Source organism: Providencia vermicola (genome assembly GCF_010748935.1).
In the GTDB taxonomy this organism is placed as follows: domain Bacteria; phylum Pseudomonadota; class Gammaproteobacteria; order Enterobacterales; family Enterobacteriaceae; genus Providencia; species Providencia zhejiangensis.
In genome coordinates, this window is record NZ_CP048796.1 from 2,157,241 (window position 1) to 2,172,316 (window position 15,076).

The 15,076-nt window shown below is 41.0% G+C and carries 14 protein-coding genes; 9 read left to right on the forward strand and 5 right to left on the reverse strand.

The features are described from left to right. Positions 1 to 144 precede the first annotated feature (144 nt). Positions 145 to 2,478 (reverse strand): PqiB family protein, encoded by a 2,334-nt coding sequence (locus tag G3341_RS09655; protein ID WP_163861506.1) that lies wholly within the window; start codon positions 2,476 to 2,478, stop codon positions 145 to 147. After that, positions 2,453 to 3,679, reverse strand: a complete 1,227-nt coding sequence (gene yebS, locus G3341_RS09660; protein WP_154623813.1) for a membrane integrity lipid transport subunit YebS — start codon at positions 3,677 to 3,679, stop codon at positions 2,453 to 2,455. Before yebS ends, G3341_RS09655 begins: the two co-directional genes overlap by 26 nt. A gap of 134 nt (positions 3,680 to 3,813) precedes the next feature. Here yebS and G3341_RS09665 point away from each other — a divergent pair, with 134 nt between their 5' ends. The 5 genes from G3341_RS09665 (at position 3,814) to G3341_RS09685 (ending at position 8,753) form a co-directional block, all read left to right on the forward strand. Next, positions 3,814 to 4,296, forward strand: a complete 483-nt coding sequence (locus G3341_RS09665; RefSeq protein ID WP_154623814.1) for a GAF domain-containing protein — start codon at positions 3,814 to 3,816, stop codon at positions 4,294 to 4,296. Positions 4,297 to 4,407: 111 nt separating this feature from the next. Continuing rightward, positions 4,408 to 5,100 carry an RNA chaperone ProQ gene (gene proQ, locus G3341_RS09670; RefSeq protein WP_154623815.1) on the forward strand — a complete coding sequence of 231 codons (693 nt, stop codon included), beginning with the start codon at positions 4,408 to 4,410 and terminating at the stop codon, positions 5,098 to 5,100. 19 nt (positions 5,101 to 5,119) lie between these two features. Continuing rightward, on the forward strand, positions 5,120 to 7,162 hold the full coding sequence (gene prc / locus G3341_RS09675; protein ID WP_154635698.1) for a carboxy terminal-processing peptidase: 2,043 nt from the start codon (positions 5,120 to 5,122) through the stop codon (positions 7,160 to 7,162). 178 nt (positions 7,163 to 7,340) lie between these two features. Beyond that, positions 7,341 to 8,222 carry a protease HtpX gene (gene htpX, locus G3341_RS09680; protein ID WP_154623633.1) on the forward strand — a complete coding sequence of 294 codons (882 nt, stop codon included), beginning with the start codon at positions 7,341 to 7,343 and terminating at the stop codon, positions 8,220 to 8,222. A gap of 249 nt (positions 8,223 to 8,471) precedes the next feature. Beyond that, entirely contained in the window at positions 8,472 to 8,753 is a 282-nt protein-coding gene (locus tag G3341_RS09685) for a hypothetical protein (protein WP_154623634.1), read from the forward strand. A 178-nt stretch (positions 8,754 to 8,931) separates the two neighbouring features. On the opposite strand, the gene G3341_RS09690 is transcribed toward G3341_RS09685, so the two are convergent. Beyond that, the gene (locus G3341_RS09690; RefSeq protein WP_154623635.1) at positions 8,932 to 9,153 is read right to left on the reverse strand and encodes a DUF2594 family protein; all 222 of its coding nucleotides are present in this window, start codon (positions 9,151 to 9,153) and stop codon (positions 8,932 to 8,934) included. Positions 9,154 to 9,309: 156 nt separating this feature from the next. Here G3341_RS09690 and G3341_RS09695 point away from each other — a divergent pair, with 156 nt between their 5' ends. From G3341_RS09695 to G3341_RS09710, 4 genes are all read left to right on the forward strand, one after another. Continuing rightward, complete coding sequence (locus G3341_RS09695; protein WP_154623636.1) at positions 9,310 to 10,167, forward strand: NAD(P)H-hydrate dehydratase; 858 nt, start codon at positions 9,310 to 9,312, stop codon at positions 10,165 to 10,167. A gap of 190 nt (positions 10,168 to 10,357) precedes the next feature. Beyond that, the gene (locus G3341_RS09700) at positions 10,358 to 11,560 is read left to right on the forward strand and encodes a sugar transporter (RefSeq protein WP_154623637.1); all 1,203 of its coding nucleotides are present in this window, start codon (positions 10,358 to 10,360) and stop codon (positions 11,558 to 11,560) included. Between the two features lie 139 nt (positions 11,561 to 11,699). Beyond that, positions 11,700 to 12,032, forward strand: a complete 333-nt coding sequence (locus G3341_RS09705; RefSeq protein WP_154623638.1) for an SMR family transporter — start codon at positions 11,700 to 11,702, stop codon at positions 12,030 to 12,032. A 36-nt stretch (positions 12,033 to 12,068) separates the two neighbouring features. Next, entirely contained in the window at positions 12,069 to 12,374 is a 306-nt protein-coding gene (locus tag G3341_RS09710; RefSeq protein ID WP_163861509.1) for a DUF333 domain-containing protein, read from the forward strand. Between the two features lie 310 nt (positions 12,375 to 12,684). Here G3341_RS09710 and dsbB read toward each other — a convergent pair whose 3' ends face one another. Both dsbB and nhaB read right to left on the reverse strand, forming a co-directional pair. Beyond that, complete coding sequence (gene dsbB, locus G3341_RS09715; protein WP_154623640.1) at positions 12,685 to 13,206, reverse strand: disulfide bond formation protein DsbB; 522 nt, start codon at positions 13,204 to 13,206, stop codon at positions 12,685 to 12,687. 232 nt (positions 13,207 to 13,438) lie between these two features. Then, a complete protein-coding gene (gene nhaB, locus G3341_RS09720; RefSeq protein ID WP_154623641.1) occupies positions 13,439 to 14,986 on the reverse strand; it encodes a sodium/proton antiporter NhaB in 1,548 nt (515 codons plus the stop codon). Positions 14,987 to 15,076 lie beyond the last annotated feature (90 nt).

The following is a 15,076-nucleotide window of genomic DNA, read 5'->3' on the forward strand; positions in this document are numbered from 1 at the left end:
ATTACCTCTCATAGGGTCTGTGACAATAGATTATCGACTTAACAAAACTAAGCATAGTATAAATGAAACCTATTTCCAAAATATTTTTTTTGGTGGCATTAAAGAAAAGGTGCAATATTGTTAAAATATGCACCTTTCTAGTGATTATTGTTTAGGGATAGATGTCCCCCAGTCTAACCAATCTTTTGGTGGTTCTAATTTTAGAATGAAATGCTGATCGGGCTTGGCTTTAGGGGCAAGAGGCACTGTCGGTGGGGTAGCTAAAGAAATGCCACCACGAACGAACTGTTTGAAAGTACCACTCTTAATCATGCCGCCAGTAAGGCCAAATGACATGTTATAGCCAGATGAGATCCAAAATTGGGTATTATCGCGGATCAGGTATTGGTATTCTTTTCCGATACGTGACGCAACATAGACGCGATCGGAAAGCTCTCCCAAATATAAACCAGTAACAGTTCCTATTTCCATTCCTCTAAATAGTAATGGCGTTCCCACTTGGATTGAGCCTACTTCACTTGCATCAAGTACAATAGTTAACCCATCCAAATAGCGGGAGTCGGTGATATTGGCAGTTTGTAGTTCAAATTGGTAACGATTTCTATTTCCTCTACCGGGTTCAGCGCTGATATAAGGTTGTAGAAGGGTATCAAGGTTATTGAAACCCGCAGGAGAAAGCTCGGGAGTGACAATAGCAAAGCGGCTACCGCTTTTGGTAAAGGCCTGAACATATTCAGGGTAGAGGATCGCGCGCGCATTCACCTCGCGATTGTTCGCTGACAATTTCAATGTGTCTATTTGCCCAATATCAATCCCTAAGTAGCGAATAGGCATTCCTTCTGACAATTTAGATGCATCAAAAGTGGTTAAAGTCACTACGCTACCGATAGCTTTTGCTGCGGTCTCTGTTGGGTAAAGAGTGTGTTGTCTTGTGCTATCAAGAGCTGCACTTTGAATATTATCAAAGCTAATTGCGCCTCGAATTGCCCGTGTCAATGGAGCCGCTTGTACGGTTAATCCGTTACTGTTTAATTTGACTTTTGCGCCACCTTCCGCCCAAAAGACACTCTTTTTGGTTAATAAATGGCGATACTGGCTAGAGATATGAATATTAATCGCAAAGCCTTCATTAGTCGGCTGGATTGAGACAATTTCACCGACCGTGAATTGACGGTAAAGCACGACAGAGCCTGCTTGAATGTCGGGAAGGGTCGTTGCGTTTAATGTGATAGTGGTCGTGGGTGATGAGCCGGTTATCCCCGCTTTTGCATTATCGTCGCTACGATATAACGGGAAAGTTTCAGGCAAGGTCTCTTTCCCTTTACCAACTAATAAGTGAATGCCGCCGTCTAACCACTCTTGAGGCGTGGCCCCTTGAAACTGAATTCCAGTTAATCCTAATTGAACATCAAGGCGGCTGTTTGCAACAAATTTAGTATCAGCAAGGATGAGGTGGCGATATTTATCTAAGATGGCAACTTGAAACATCACTTTGTCGTCAAGTAAGTTACGCTGTAACACCTTACCTACTTTAACGCCACGATAAACAATAGGTTGCCCTTCATTGACGCCATATGTCTCAGGCGACCATAAAGAGACAACTAAACTTTGTTTGTGTTGCTGCTCATCCTGTTTAAGTTCATCTTTGTTCGGATGTAAAACAAACTGCTGTCCTTCTTGTGCAGGCGCACTTTGAGAGGGAGAGTCAAACGCGATAGCACCATTGATGACAGCAGAAAGACTTTCCATTTTGACATTGATGCCCGAGTTCAGGTCAAAGCCGCCTTGGAAACCGGAGACATTCCAAAATTGGCTATTTTCTTTTACCAATTTGGTATAACGTTTTTCAATGACCGCCGCAATGGAAACACCTTTATCATCAGGTAAAATAGAATAATCAGAGATATAGCCCACAGGTACTTTTCGATAGTAAATGGGGGAGTTTTCATGCAAAGAGCCTAAATCTTTTGCCGTTAAATAGATCAGCAATTGCCCTTCTTCCGTTTGCAACTGAGGGGGAGAGTCTTGAGCGATAAAATTGTGTTGCTCTTCACCGGTACCGGGCTGCATTCCAATATAGTTCCCCCCAACCAAGGCATCTAACCCAGAAACGCCAGCTAAAGAAGCTTTGGGTGTGACCAACCAAAATTTGGTACCTGCGGTAAGTGCAGGTTTCATATCTTTATTTATACTGGATTTAACAATGATTTTTTTCATGTCTTGGCTAACCGTGACGGATTGAACTAATCCAACCTCAACCCCCTGATAGCGAATGGGGGTTCTCCCAGCAACCACTCCCGGCGCTGAAGAAAATTCAATGGTCACCTCTGTACCTTGCTCTAACCAGTGTTGGAAGAGCAACCAACCTGCGATGAAGACCGCCACAAGCGGTAAAAGCCAAAATGGTGAGATACGCGCTCGTTTGCGTAAAATGGCTTCTTGCTCAGCAGGTTCATTTTGTTGATTGTGATTTTGCATAAGAGTCCCAAATTAAACGACTATCAAGCCACTCGACAGCGAGTATAGTTAAAATAACAGCAACACCGAAAAACAATGCGGCAGGGCCCATAGTAAAAGACATCAATTGATCGCGATTGATGAGTGTCATCATGAGTGCAATAACAAATAAATCCAACATTGACCAACGACCAATCCATGATACGAATTTCAGTAACTTCATTCTCAGCACAGGGTCAGTACCACTTCTATATTGGATTGAAAATAGCAGTAGAATCATGATCAGTATTTTAATAAATGGCACCAATATGCTCGCGATGAAAACAATGGCTGCAATGGGCCAATTTCCTGAATCAATGAGTGAAACAACGCCAGAGTATATGGTGTCCTCCATTCGTTGCCCATTAATGTAGACAACGGAAATCGGCATTAAGTTAGCAGGAAACAGTAGGATCATCGCAGCAATCAGTGCGGCCCATGTTTTTTGCAAACTATAAGGTTCTCGATGATGTAACGGGCGATGGCAGCGTTGGCACACTCCGCGTTGGTTTGCAGGTGCCGTAAAATGACAGGCTTGGCAAGTTAAGGCATGAGGATCATCAGCTTGCTCACGTTTAGGATAAAATGTCCGCCAAAGTTGTTCGATATTGAGATGAATTAATATCAATAGGCTAATAAGGGTCATTGTGATAAAAGCAATTAGCCCATTACCGATAAATACACTTGCGTAATCTTGCAGTTTAATCGCCGCGATACCGACGCCAATGAGATAGACATCTAGCATTACCCACTCTTTTAAACGGCTCAAGACCAGCAAAACGGGGCGTAAATTTAAGGAAAAGTATTTTCCGATATAGAGATAGATAAGCGCTATTGGCAAAAACAAGGGGGCCACAATCGCACAAAAAGCAATAATACTCGCTGATAGGGGATCCCCTTGATGGTTAATCAGGCTAATCCCTTCAATGACATTGGCGTAAATTTGCGTACCGAGCAAATGAATCGAAATAAGGGGTTGCCAAAATGCAATAGGGGCTAACATCAATAATGTAATCGAAAGAATAAACAAGCGCTTTAATGACCAAGAGCGCCCATCATCTAACTGACTATGGCACCGTGGGCATACGACAACTTGGCGCGCATTATGCGGTGGGATAGATAATTTAAGATTGCAATAGCAGCAATGTTGCGAAATTATATCACTATGATTAATGTGGTTCATTATATTGCTCGTTGGTTTTAGCTGCGCGTGTAATCTAGTGTAAAAAAATTTACGATTTAGTGACAACTTGCTAACCTACAGGTTGCACGAAATGTTAAATTTATTGCATCATTTTATTATTACAAGAAAATTTTATGGATAAAAACAAGTATTATCACGAACTTTCAGATAATTTGTCTGCTCTTTTAGCAGGAGAATATGATCTAATTGCTAGTTTAGCGAATACATGTGCACTGTTGTATGAGCGATTAGAGGGGATTAATTGGGTTGGTTTTTACCTCAAAAATGGGCAAGAATTAGTTCTAGGTCCTTTTCAAGGAAAAATAGCTTGTGTCAGAATACCGTTTGGCAAAGGTGTTTGTGGTACGGCATATAGCCAAAATAAAATACAGCGTGTCGATGATGTGCATTCTTTTCCAGGTCATATTGCCTGTGATGCAGCAAGTAACGCTGAAATTGTGCTTCCTTTGGAAGTTAATGGTCAAGTTTTAGGCGTGTTGGATATTGATAGTCCGAATTTCAACCAATTTGACCAAGATGATGAAAATGGTTTAAAACACCTTGTAAGTCAGTTGTGCCAACATCTGGCAATGTGTTCAATGCCTAATTATCACTAAATATTCGTGTGTTAACTTAATAGGAACGTGGCAATTGTCTGCAACGCTATTATAATGTCGGCTTGTTCATGCCCGTGCTGGTTGGCAAAATCGTTGTTATCAGGAAATTTCATGGAAAATCAACCTAAGTTGAATAGTAGTAAAGAAGTTATCGCATTTTTAGCTGAGCGTTTTCCACGCTGTTTTATCGCTGAAGGCGAAGCACGTCCGTTAAAAGTCGGAATTTTTCAGGATATCGTAGGTCGTTTAACTGAAGAAGATGGTATTAGTAAAACGCAATTGCGTTCAGCATTGCGTATGTATACCTCTAGCTGGCGTTATCTCTACGGTGTTAAAGAAGGCGCTAAACGCGTTGACTTAGATGGTAATGATTGTGGTGAATTAGAGGCGGAGCATATTACTCATGCACGTCAACAATTGACTGAGGCAAAAGCTCGAGTTCAAGCGCAACGTGCAGAGCAAAAAGCGCAAAAACGACCCGCTGCCAAAAAATCAGGTGATAAAAACACCCGTAAGCCGGTAACTGCAAAAGAAAATGCACCGCGCCATCGTCAGTCAGAAAATAAAGAACGCCCACAAAACTCCTCGACTAAACCTCAGCGCCGTAGCGGTGCAGCATCTCCAGAACAAAAACTGAAATCAGTGACTGATATTAACGCACTTCAAGTCGGTCAGACTTTGAAAGTGAAAGTTGGTACTAGTCTGATGGAAGCGTCTGTGCTGGAAATTGCAAAAGACGGTGTCAGAGTTCAGTTGCCAACAGGAATGGCAATGATTGTGCGCGCGGAACATTTAAAGTTCTGATACGGAGGTCAATCAGGGCATGAACAAACTTTTAAAAATTGCATTAGTTGTTAGTGTTGCCACTTTTGGTAGTGCAATTGCTAATCCTCAAGCAGTGACTCCGGTCACTGCTGCTCAGTTACCTGTTTTAAAACAGGACACTCAGCATGGCACCGTCAGTGAAAGGGTAACGTCTCGATTTACTCGTTCACATTATCGCCAGTTTGATTTGGATGAAGCATTCTCCGGTAAAATATTTGATCGTTATCTGAATATGTTGGATTACGGTCATAATGTTCTGCTTCAGTCTGATATTGATGAGTATGCAAAAGACAAAGCGAAAGTCGGTGAATGGCTTGAAGATGGAAAACTGGATAAGTTCTATGACCTGTACAACCTTTCGCAAAAAAGACGTTTTGAACGTTTTGAATATGCGCTAGCGCGTCTTGATCAGCCAATGAATTTTGATGCCACAGACTCAATTGAAGTCGACCGTAGCAAGATGCCTTGGCCAAAAGACAAACAAGAATTAGATAAACTTTGGGATCAAAAAGTTAGGTATGACTGGCTGAACCTGAAGCTATCGGGCAAAGACGATAAAGAGATCAAAGAAAAACTAACTAAACGCTATAATTTTGCGCTAAGACGTTTAACACAAGGGCAAAGTGAGGATGTTTTTCAGTTGATCGTGAATGCATTTGCTCGAGAAATCGATCCTCATACCAGTTACCTTTCTCCTCGTAATACTGAGCAATTTAACTCTGAAATGAGTTTGTCGCTTGAAGGTATTGGGGCTGTATTACAGCAAGACGATGAGAATACAGTGATTAATTCTTTAGTTGCCGGTGGCCCAGCCGCGAAAAGCAAAGAGTTAAAAGTCGGCGATAAGATTATTGGTGTCGGTCAGACGGGTAAACCCATGGTGGATGTTGTTGGTTGGCGCCTTGATGATGTGGTGGCTTTGATTAAAGGGCCGAAAGGCAGCAAAGTTCGCTTAGAAGTGTTATCCGACACGAAAGGGGCTAAACCGCATATCGTGACTATTGTTCGCGAACAAATCCGCTTGGAAGATAGAGCGGTTAAGCTAACAATTAAAAATGTGGGTAAAGAGAAAGTTGCCGTTTTAGATATTCCTGGCTTCTATGTTGGTTTGACCAATGATGTGAAAACTCAACTGCAAAAAATGGCCAAGGATAATGTGTCTGCACTGATTATTGATTTGCGTGGTAATGGTGGCGGCGCATTAACCGAAGCCGTAGCGTTATCCGGTTTATTTATTCCTAAAGGGCCTATTGTTCAGGTTCGTGATAATAATGGTCAGGTTCGTCAAGATATCGATGATGATGATGTCATTTATTACAAAGGGCCGTTGGTCGTGCTCGTCGACCGTTTTAGTGCTTCAGCATCAGAAATTTTTGCGGCGGCAATGCAAGATTATGGACGTGCTTTGATTGTCGGTGAACCGACTTTTGGTAAAGGTACAGTACAACAACACCGTAGTTTAAGCCGTGTTTATGATCAAATGCTAAAACCTGAATGGCCAGCACTGGGTTCTGTCCAATATACTATCCAGAAATTCTACCGTGTGAATGGTGGGAGTACGCAACGTAAAGGGGTAACACCTGATATTGTTATGCCAACAGGGCAAGATCCTGCTGAAACAGGTGAGAGCTTTGAAGACAATGCGCTACCATGGGATAGTATTCCGCCTGCTAATTACAGCAAGGTAGGGGATATTACTGAGGATGTGTCTGAACTCAAAACGAAACACTTAGCGCGTATTAGCAAAGATACGGAGTTCAAGTATATCGATGAAGACATTGCGCATTATAAAGCGAATAAAGAGAGTAAAAATCTTATCTCGCTGAATTATGCCCAGCGTTTGAAGGAAGATAATGAGCTTGAAGCCACTAAACTGAAACGTATAAATGAACGTTATGCAAAAGAGGGTAAACCATTGTTGAAGTCTATAGATGATTTACCTAAAGATTACGAAGGGCCAGACCCATATTTAGACGAAACAGTTAAAATTGCGATTGATCTTGCTCATCCTGAGACCAGTCTATTAACCAATAAAAAATAAATTGGTTATACAATAGATTATAGTCAGGGCCAGCAAAAGCTGGCCTTTTTTATGATGTGTGTAAAGTTATGTTAATTTTTGGTTTTTTCTTGTTAAGCCACTTGAAAAAGTATGAAAAAACCTTATTTATACAGTAAATTCTTCGTGATATTTATTTTTACCAAGGAAACAAAAAAATATGATGCGAATAGCCTTATTCTTACTCACAAACTTAGCAGTTATGTTTGTGTTTGGGATAATCTTAACCTTGACGGGTGTTAAAGGAAGCAGTGTTCAAGGTCTGATGATCATGGCGGGCCTGTTTGGTTTCGGTGGTGCGTTTATTTCGTTATTAATGTCAAAATGGATGGCGCTTAAGTCCGTTGGTGGCGAAGTTATTGAATCACCACGTAATGAAACTGAACAATGGTTGATGAATACGGTGAGCCGTCAGGCACAGCAAGTCGGTATTCAAATGCCACAAGTTGCTATTTATCATGCTCCTGATATTAATGCATTTGCAACAGGTGCTCGCCGTGACGCATCGCTGGTAGCGGTAAGCACTGGGTTGTTAGAAAATATGAGCCGTGATGAAGCAGAGGCTGTTATTGCGCATGAGATCAGCCATATTGCTAATGGTGACATGGTCACAATGACGTTGTTACAAGGTGTTGTAAACACGTTTGTTATCTTTATTTCACGTATTATTGCTCAGTTTGTTTCTGGTTTTATGTCGAGCAACGATGAAGAAAGTGAAAGCAGTAATGGTAACCCAATGGTTTACTTTGCTGTCTCGATGGTATTAGAAATCGTATTCGGTATTTTAGCGAGTATTATCACCATGTGGTTCTCGCGCTATCGTGAATTCCATGCGGATGCAGGCTCTGCAAAACTCGTTGGTAAAGAAAAAATGATTGCAGCATTACAGCGTTTGAAAACGAGCTATGAGCCACAAGAAGAAGGGCGTTTAATGGCATTCTGTATTAATGGCCGTGGTAAAGCATTCAATGAACTGTTCCTGTCGCACCCTCCATTGGATAAACGTATTGAAGCACTACGTTCAGGTGAATACTTAAAATAGTCGAAGAGTCGCAATGATATAATTGATGCTCCAAATTAGACAGAAGCCCGCGTTGAATTAATCACCGCGGGCTTTTTATTTGAAAATAAAAAATTAGTTACAGGCATTAATTTAATATAAATCAAAATAGTGTATTCTCTAAGTGAAATAGCGTAGTTTTTCTTAGGCTGTAAATCGATGAATAGTCTATGATCGATACGGGTAATAGGCCAATAGGCTTTAATAGTGAATGAGTTATAAGGATAGAAAATGGATATACTTGTGAAAACGCTGGTATTTGGTAATGAATTTGCGACAGTTGAAAACCCAGCTCGTTTAGTGCCATTTAAATTTGAAATCTATCAATCTCCAAATGGTTTTTATCATCGTATGTATAAAGAAGTTGGTATGTCTGGTGCCAATTTAGGGCAAAATTTTAAAGTATGGGCCTTTGAAGAACAAAGGGCACAGGATAATAAAACTGCCGACATGACATTAGAGAGCTATATTCAGCATTGCCAAGATATTTATGATGGGAAAGTAAAAGCCTAATTTTAAGCAAAAAAAAGCCCCCTTCATAGGGATCTGAAGGGGGAGCTAAATGAATAAAGAATGGTTTAATTCGAGATCAAAGATAAGCGATTTCAATAAATGATATTTAGTTATTTGTGCAGTTTTAAGTGTAATTGAAAAATTAACGCCCTTAAATAGCACTAATCGTTAAAATAATCTATTGGCGATACCCTGCTTTTATTTGATCTAATGTATTTCGATAAATTTCAGCTTGTTTTTCATCTTCCATTGATGCAATTTCACGCTCCATTTTAATTAAAATTTTACCTGCATCTGCTTGACCAATTGCTTTTAACATATGAGCCAGCAGATTTTTAATACAAGTCACTTCTGCCGCGAGTTCATTAACATCAGGCTGAGTAGGAAAATGTGTTTTCATCAAAAAGCGTCCTTTTAAGAAAGATAAATTTGCTAATATTCTATCATAGAAAGTTTATCCAATGTGCCATCAATGAATGGCTTAATATGAATTATTCAAATTAAGAAGAGATAATTTACGTCATCGCGCTGTACGAAAATTTAAGGAGTGCCAATTATGTTAACGATAGAAGAAAAACAGTGGCTAGCAGAACAGTTTCCAATATTCGTACAACCAAGACCAGAACAAAGTCATAAAGGCACTTTTGGAACGCTAAATATTATAGGTGGCTGTGTTGGTATGACGGGAGCTTGTGTATTGGCAGGGGTCGCTGCGCTTAAAAGCGGTTGTGGTAAAGTCATCATTGGGTTGAATCAGCAGCCACAGGCATTACACTTAGTGGAACAGGCTCCTGAGTTGATGTTACGCCAAGCGAGTCATGTTATGGATGGTGAAACCCCAACGGCTTGGGTCATAGGGTGTGGCTTAGGGACTGCTCACGAGGCGAAAATGTTGCTAGACGGTTCTTTACGTCTTATAGCGCAAAATCAGCGCGTTTTAATCGATGCTGACGGTCTCAATCTATTGGCACAACGCCCTGAAGCTGTAAAACTCTCGTCAGAAACAGTCATCACACCACACCCTAAAGAAGCGTCTAAACTACTACAAACAACGGTCGCACAAATCCAATTAGATAGGCATTTTTCTGCGCAACAGCTCAGTCAACGATTCGGTTGTTGGGTGGTGTTGAAAGGACACCATACGATCATTGCAGCTCCGGATAATCAAACATGGTGTAATGAAACGGGGAACAGTGGTTTAGCGACAGCAGGTAGCGGTGATGTATTATCAGGAATTATTGGTAGCTTACTGGCACAAAAGCTGCCAATAGAACAAGCCGTACGGGCAGGCGTTTGGTTACATGGTAAAGCCGCAGATGTATTGGTACAAAAAGGTATCGGTCCTATTGGCCTAACCGCTCACGAAATTATTGATGAGGCTAGAACGATAAGAAATAGAGCCATTATTTATTGATGGTTTGATATTGAGCGGCTTTAACTGCGGTGAAAAAATGTGATACAATTCACACAAAATCGATTGCTTCTTATTATGTCAGCGAAGCAATATCAAATTTCAGCTAACTCATGACTTCTGGTTTTTAACCAATCACTTTGTGATTGGGGGATGAGTATTTGCTGATACCAACAAAGGCGTAAGCAAGACAATGACACAGGTTTCTAGAAAAACAGCTTGGATCCGAGTTGTGGCACTAGCAGTCGCCGCATTTGTTTTCAATACTACAGAATTTGTTCCCGTCGCATTATTGAGTGACATAGCTGCAAGTTTTGATATGACAGTTGCGCATACAGGGCTAATGATCACTATTTATGCTTGGGTAGTCGCAATAATGTCATTACCCTTGATGCTACTAACCAGTAAGATAGAACGTCGCAAGTTATTAGCATTACTGTTTATTGTGTTTGTGCTTAGCCATATTCTTTCCGGTTTTGCTTGGAATTTCGATGTATTAATCATTGCTCGGGTTGGTATCGCTCTATCACATGCGGTGTTTTGGTCAATTACCGCGTCTTTGGCAATCCGTGTCGCACCAGCAGGTAAAAAAGCGCAAGCATTAGGCTTACTCGCAACTGGTACGGCATTAGCGACAGTTTTAGGACTGCCAATTGGCCGTGTGATTGGACAATTATTAGGTTGGCGAGTCACTTTCTTATGTATCGGTGCTATCGCATTGTTGACGATGATTGCGCTAATTCGCTTCTTACCTAGGTTACCAAGCGAACATTCAGGCTCATTAAAAAGTTTACCTGTGATTTTTAAACGTCCTGCATTAGTGGGGTTATTTGCATTAACCGTTATCGTTGTGACGGCACACTTTGCCGCTTACAGCTATATTGAGCCATTTGTTCGTGAAATAGCACAACAAAGTCAGAATTTTGCAACGTTATTGCTTCTTATTTTTGGTGCAGCAGGCATTGTCGGCAGTGTGATATTTAGTCGTTACAGTCATAAATATACATTATCCTTTTTACCAATTGCGATAGCGGTATTAACAATTAGCTTATTATTATTGATGCCAGTGAGTGGCCATGTTAGCTGGCTGGTTCTATTAAGCCTATTCTGGGGGATTGCAATCATGTGTGTAGGCTTAGGTATGCAGGTCAAAGTGATTGATTTAGCGCCTGATGCAACAGATTTAGCGATGGCAATTTACTCTGGGATCTTTAACATTGGCATCGGTGGTGGCGCCTTATTAGGTAATCAAATTATTGTTCATATGGGAATGACGAATATTGGTTATGTAGGGGCCATATTTGGATTGATTTCATTGGTGTGGTGCATTTTTATTTTTAGGCGTTATAAAGGCTCATTTAACGAACAGCTGCAAGCATCCACTGCGTTACACTAAATTTCCGACGAAAAAGTGAAAAAGCCATAATAGAATTATTTCTATTGTGGCTTTTTTTATGTGAGGGTGCGTTACAGGGATCGCGAACTATGCTAAATTCGCTACTATTTTAATAAGTTCAAAGAGTAAGGATGAGCGGATGAAAGGGCTAGGTTTTTTATTGATGTCTATTATCGCAGAGGTGATAGCAACAACGACATTAAAAGCATCCGATGGTTTTAGTCGTTTTTGGCCGTCCTTGATTGTGGTGATTGGCTATGCCGTTTCTTTTTGGGGGCTATCACAGGTTGTTAAGTTAATACCTTTAGGGATCGCATATGCCATTTGGTCGGGTTTAGGTATCGTATTGGTGTCTATCGCGGCGATATTTATTTATCAGCAGAAGCTCGATTTACCAGCAATTATTGGTATGCTATTAATTATCGTTGGTGTGTTGGTCATTAATCTGTTTTCTAAAAGCAGTGTTCACTGATTCAGGGAGCAGAAATCATCATAAGCGGAGTATAGAATGAATAGAAAAATCAGTAACCTGCTTAATTCTACTTTTGTTAAAGGTTTACTAGGTAGCACAATACTTATTTTAGCGGGGTGTTCTAGCTCAGATTCGATGAATACAGTGCAAGTCGATCGCTCGGCATCCCAATATGCACAACAAGTGGTTAATTTAGGACCTAAAGCCCAAGAGGCCTGTGTTTCAGCGGGTGGACTACCTTCACTTAACTTAGAACTGGATGGTGCTCAGACGGCGGTGTGTCAATTTGCCAATGGGAAGCGTTGTGCTGCCGATGTCATTTTGACGGGTAGCTGTATTTAATAAAATTATTCAGTAGAACCCATCATTAACAGGTGGGTTTATGGTTTGTATTGCAGTTTCAATAAATATTGGCCTCTTTTTATGTTGCATAACCCGCCTGATATCAAACCCAGTATTCAACAGATTTCCATCATACTTTGGGGTTTTAAACTGGGGCAGATGTTTATTCAAACGTTGGCGATACAGATAAAAAAGTGAAGAAGCGATTCAAAAACGTAGCTTGTCAGGAGATAAAATGACCCCCGATAGTGTTTATCGGGAGCCTTAACCGTAAAATAATCAATATCCTTAATTGATGACGGTTTCGATATTATGCTTTTTTGTGTGAAGGGAAAAATTGGCTGATTGTGACGATAATAGCAACTAGCAGGTAAGCGCCATAAACACCAATTAGCCATTGTGGCATATCTAGCCCTAAGAAATCCCACTGTTTAACAGCACAGTCACCAGTTGCTTCGAAAATAGCTGGCGCCCATTCATTCAATGGTAACCATTCAGGGAAATTGACAAAAAAGTCACATGATGCGAACGGGGATGGATAGAGTTGTAGCATAGTGTGTTCCCATGCAAGCTCTAAGCCACGCCATGCCGCGTAAATCCAAATAATGATAGCGACCCAACGTAAAATCACATTACGTGGCGCAATAGCCCCGACTAAGCCCGCAATCATAATCCCAAACAATGCAACGCGCTCATAGATACACATAACACAGGGTTGTAGCTTCATAATGTGTTGAAAATAGAGCGCTGCGCATTCCAACATAAACGCAATAAAGGCCATTAACAGCCAAGCGCCTCGTCCTTGCGAGCAGTAGTTAAAGAATCTGAACATACTTTACTTCCCTAAATTAATGATGCGCACATTTTGCCCCTATCGACACAACAAAAAAAGATGTTAGAGACTATTTATGTGATTTTAGATAAGGATTTACCTAATATTACAAATCAAACCACTCTAGCAGGTATTTCAAAGCAATGGTGACGGGATATCAATGAGAAGAATGATAAAGACCACCCATAATGTGTCATCTGCGTGGTCTTTATGCGTTTCGGTGATGACGAAACTAAGGTAGGCTAATCCAGCCTAAGCTTTCTAGCCAATGTGTCATTGGTATCAGCCAAAACTCGACGCCTAATAAACCAACGACTGTCATTACAATGGTGTAAGGTAAGGCCATCCATACCATGCGCCCATAGGAAAGACGGATCAGTGGCGATAGTGCCGAAGTGAGTAGAAACAGAAAAGCTGCTTGCCCATTCGGTGTCGCAACAGAAGGGAGGTTAGTACCTGTATTGATAGCGACGGCCAATAACTCGTATTGATGATGGGAGATTAAGCCTTCATTGGCGGCTTTTAATGCTTCCGTAATGTATACCGTACCGACGAACACGTTATCTGAAACAGCAGAAAGTAAACCATTGAACAGATAAAACAGTGATAGTTGCGATGATTCAGATGACTGTAAAACAAACTGAATAAAGGGGGTAAACAGTTGTTGGTCAATGATGACAGCAACAATAGAGAAAAAGACTGTGAGTAAGGCAGTAAAGGGTAATGCTTCCTCAAAGGCTTTACCTAACGCGTGCTCTTCTGTAATACCACAAAATGCAGTTGCCAAAACGATGACAGATAAGCCTATAAGCCCGACCTCCGCGAGGTGGAAAGCAAGGGCGACGATCAGCCAAATACCAATCAAACCTTGGACTATGAGCTGCGCTTTTTCTTTTTGGGTACGTTTAGCACTATTCTTTTTGTCATTATTAGTCAGCACTTGGCGAACCGGCTCCGGTAACTCAGCACCATAGCCAAATAATTTAAATTTTTCGACTAAAAAGCAAACCATGAGTCCACAGGCAAAGACTGGTAGGGTAACCGGTGCCATTCGTAAGAAGAAGGTCACGAAATCCCAATCTGCATGTTTAGCGATGATAAGGTTTTGTGGCTCCCCAACCATCGTCATCACGCCACCTAAAGCAGTACCGATACCGGCATGCATCATTAGGCTGCGTAAGAAAGCCCTAAATTGTTCAAGGGTTTGCTTTTTCTCTGCGGTATCAATGAAGCTATCGTTTTGTATATCAGTATGACTATGCTGACTAGATGCATATTGATGATAAATAGAGTAAAAGCCAACCGAAACACTAATGACAACCGCAATCACCGTCAGCGCATCTAAAAAAGCAGATAAGAATGCGCTAGCTAAGCAAAAGGCCAAGGACAATGTGCGTTTAGAGCGCACATTCAGTAACAGTTTGGTGAAGACAAACAGCAATAGCTGCTTCATAAAATAGATACCAGCGACCATAAAGATCAGCAGCAGTATGACTTCCAAATTGTTACTGATCTCATGAGAGATCTGTTTAGGCGTTGTCATGCCAATAAGGACCGCTTCGATAGCCAGAAGGCCCCCAGGCTGTAGCGGATAACATTTGAGTGCCATTGCCAAGGTGAAGATAAACTCGATGACGAGTAGCCACCCGGCGATGAACGGGTTAACGAAATAAAATACCAGTGGATTGATAACCAGAAATATTATTATTGCGAGCTTATACCAATCAGGTGAGTTCCCTAGAAAATTTTTCAAAAAAGCTCTTTTTAAACTAAAATCCATTATGTGCAGTTTTCCTCTTACTGGGTGTATTGTACAGTAAATTCACATACTACTCTTATCTTTCACATAAATTAAGTCTAATCAGTAATA

What these genes read in the sequence shown, in the direction of transcription:
- G3341_RS09685 (WP_154623634.1), top strand. Translation starts at nt 8,472, where the DNA reads ATGGATATACTTGTGAAAACGCTGGTATTTGGTAATGAATTTGCGACA.
- dsbB (WP_154623640.1), bottom strand. Translation starts at nt 13,206, where the DNA reads ATGTTCAGATTCTTTAACTACTGCTCGCAAGGACGAGGCGCTTGGCTG.
- yebS (WP_154623813.1), bottom strand. Translation starts at nt 3,679, where the DNA reads ATGAACCACATTAATCATAGTGATATAATTTCGCAACATTGCTGCTAT.
- G3341_RS09700 (WP_154623637.1), top strand. Translation starts at nt 10,358, where the DNA reads ATGACACAGGTTTCTAGAAAAACAGCTTGGATCCGAGTTGTGGCACTA.
- G3341_RS09665 (WP_154623814.1), top strand. Translation starts at nt 3,814, where the DNA reads ATGGATAAAAACAAGTATTATCACGAACTTTCAGATAATTTGTCTGCT.
- G3341_RS09690 (WP_154623635.1), bottom strand. Translation starts at nt 9,153, where the DNA reads ATGAAAACACATTTTCCTACTCAGCCTGATGTTAATGAACTCGCGGCA.
- nhaB (WP_154623641.1), bottom strand. Translation starts at nt 14,986, where the DNA reads ATGGATTTTAGTTTAAAAAGAGCTTTTTTGAAAAATTTTCTAGGGAAC.
- proQ (WP_154623815.1), top strand. Translation starts at nt 4,408, where the DNA reads ATGGAAAATCAACCTAAGTTGAATAGTAGTAAAGAAGTTATCGCATTT.
- G3341_RS09705 (WP_154623638.1), top strand. Translation starts at nt 11,700, where the DNA reads ATGAAAGGGCTAGGTTTTTTATTGATGTCTATTATCGCAGAGGTGATA.
- G3341_RS09695 (WP_154623636.1), top strand. Translation starts at nt 9,310, where the DNA reads ATGTTAACGATAGAAGAAAAACAGTGGCTAGCAGAACAGTTTCCAATA.
- G3341_RS09655 (WP_163861506.1), bottom strand. Translation starts at nt 2,478, where the DNA reads ATGCAAAATCACAATCAACAAAATGAACCTGCTGAGCAAGAAGCCATT.
- prc (WP_154635698.1), top strand. Translation starts at nt 5,120, where the DNA reads ATGAACAAACTTTTAAAAATTGCATTAGTTGTTAGTGTTGCCACTTTT.
- htpX (WP_154623633.1), top strand. Translation starts at nt 7,341, where the DNA reads ATGATGCGAATAGCCTTATTCTTACTCACAAACTTAGCAGTTATGTTT.
- G3341_RS09710 (WP_163861509.1), top strand. Translation starts at nt 12,069, where the DNA reads ATGAATAGAAAAATCAGTAACCTGCTTAATTCTACTTTTGTTAAAGGT.